Consider the following 2,330-nt stretch of genomic DNA (forward strand, 5'->3'; position numbering starts at 1 on the left):
CGTCCCCGGCGGCGGCCCGCAGCTGCTCCGCCGTGATGCCGCCGGGGCGCAGCACGTGAATCGCGCCGCCCAGCACCCGGACGACCGTCGACTCCAAGCCGACGCCCGTCGGTCCCCCGTCCAGAACGCCGTCGATGCGCCCGTTCAGGTCCTCGAGCACGTGGTCCGCCCGCGTCGGGCTCGGGCGGCCGGACCGGTTCGCGCTCGGCGCGGCGACCGGGCAGCCGGAGGCGGCGATCAGCCGCCTCGCCAGCTCGTGCCCCGGCACGCGCACGGCGACGGTGTCGAGTCCCGCGGTCACTCGCGGGGACACGGCGCCCGGCCGCACCGGCAGCACGAGCGTCAGCGGGCCGGGCCAGAAGCGCTCCATCAGCTTCCGCTCGAGCGGGCTGACGGCGGAAGCCAGCGCTTCCGCATCCGCGGCGCTCGCCAGGTGCACGATCAGCGGGTTGTCCGACGGCCGTCCCTTGGCCGCGAAGATCTTCTCCACCGCTTCCTCGTTCCGCGCGTCGCCGCCGAGCCCGTACACCGTCTCGGTCGGGAACGCGACGACGCCGCCGGCGGCTAGCGCGGAGGCGGCTTCTCGCACGCCGTCGTCCGTTCGCTCCGGCGGCCAATATCGGGTCTCATTCGTCATCGTGTCGTCATCCTTATCGTATCGAACTATGGATGGCGTTTATTATATCACAGCTCGCAGCTCTATCTTACGAGAACAGGGAGCCGATCCACGCGAACAGCTTTTTCAACATGATCCAGAGGAAAAACTCCGTCTTCGGCTTCTCCGAAGCGCCTTGCGAATCCGATCCTTCGTCGCCGGCGCCCGCCTGCTCGCCCTTGACGGAGTCGGCGGCCTTCGCGGCTGCCGCCGTCTTGGAGCCGGCTTCGGCCTTCGCTCCGGCCGACGCCTTCGAGCTTGCGCCCGGCTTGCCCGCTTCCGCGGCGGACGCGTCGTCCTTCGCCGTGGCGGCCGTCAGGCAGAGCGGCGGGAACAGCACGCACCACCAGTTCGCTCCGGCCCCTTGGCCAAGCGTAATTCGCAGCGCCTCGTATTCTCCGGCGGGATAGTCGGAGCCTTTGAAGCTTTTCTCGGGGAACGGCACCTTCGCCAGCTCCACCTTCGCGCCGTAATCGGCTCCGCGCTCTTCCAGCGCCCGATCCGCGGCTTGCTGCACGTCTTCCAAGCGGGAACGGATAAAGCTTCTGGCCTCCTCGATCGTGGAAGGCATCTCGCCCCACGATTCGATCTCGTCCGATACGCGGTCGCGAACCGCCCGCTTGACCGCTTGGTCCTCTTCGCTGTCCGACTGGGCGATAATCCGAATCCGGATGGATTCATCCGGGATAATCTCTTCGCTGGAGGCGGCGCTTGCCGCCGGGGCCCATCCATGGACGGCGATTCCCGTCCCGCCGATCAACAGAACGATAATAAGAATAATTGCAGGGCCAAGACCACGCATCGTTAGTTCGCTCCTCGTGAGCGCCCGTCGGCGCCGCTCGATGCGTTCCGGAACGTCTTAGCCCTAGTATGTCCCCCGTCCGAATCTCTAAACCTATCAAATCCGATCTACCAAAAGAACAGGAAATCCCTCTCGGGACGAGCAAATCCCCCTCCTCTCGGGCTTCGAACGGCAAATGCCGTCTAAGTCCCGGGAAAAGGGGGATGTCTTGTTGAATCGGCGGCCTCAGCCGTTCGATTCGCTTGCGGGCCGTCTCGCGGGAGGGACTCCGCGAAGGATTCGGAATCCCCGCCCCGCCCGTTCGCTTACCGGCGAATCGCCATCACGTGGCGGTCGATGCCGGCGTAATCCTTCACGAACCAGATGCGCTCCCACTCGGCCGCGGCCCGGAGCAGCGCCGCCGCGTCGTCCGCCTGTCCGGCTCCGACCTCCCAGGCGACGAGCCGCGGCAGCCGCGGCAGCAGCCGCAGCCGCTCCGCCATCCGCCGGTACGGCGCCAGCCCGTCCGGGCCGCCGTCCAGCGCGAGACGCGGCTCGTAGTCGCGCACCTCGCGCTGCAGGCCCGGCAGGTCGGCGGACGGAATATACGGCGGATTGGACACGAGAATGTCCGCCGCCAATCCGCCTTCGGCCGCCGTCCCCGCCCCTCCGCGCTCCGCCGCGATGAACGGCTCCAGCAAGTCGCCTTGCGCGAACGCGATCCGTTCGCCGACCCCGTTCGCCGCGGCGTTCCCGCGCGCGACCTCGAGCGCGTCCGGCGACAGGTCGGACGCGAAGACGCGCCACGCCGGCCGCTCGGCCGCCAGCGTGACGGCGAGCGCGCCGCTGCCCGTGCCGATGTCGAGCGCCGTCAGCGCCGCGCCTTCGCCGCCC

3 protein-coding genes are annotated in these 2,330 nt (G+C 68.8%); all 3 read right to left on the minus strand.

Annotation, left to right across the window (positions count from 1 at the left end; all coding sequences use genetic code 11):
- On the minus strand, positions 1–637 hold a 637-nt coding region (locus tag H7B90_RS31980; protein ID WP_185139960.1), incomplete at its 3' end, for an L-threonylcarbamoyladenylate synthase.
- A gap of 67 nt (positions 638–704) precedes the next feature.
- Positions 705–1,457, minus strand: coding sequence for a stage II sporulation protein R (gene spoIIR / locus H7B90_RS31985; RefSeq protein WP_185139961.1), 753 nt, complete (start codon positions 1,455–1,457; stop codon positions 705–707).
- 305 nt (positions 1,458–1,762) lie between these two features.
- A partial coding sequence (locus H7B90_RS31990; RefSeq protein ID WP_185139962.1) for a N5-glutamine methyltransferase family protein occupies positions 1,763–2,330 on the minus strand: 568 nt, incomplete at its 5' end.

Origin of the sequence: Cohnella xylanilytica (assembly GCF_014212175.1) — a bacterium.
GTDB classification, from domain to species: domain Bacteria; phylum Bacillota; class Bacilli; order Paenibacillales; family Paenibacillaceae; genus Cohnella; species Cohnella xylanilytica.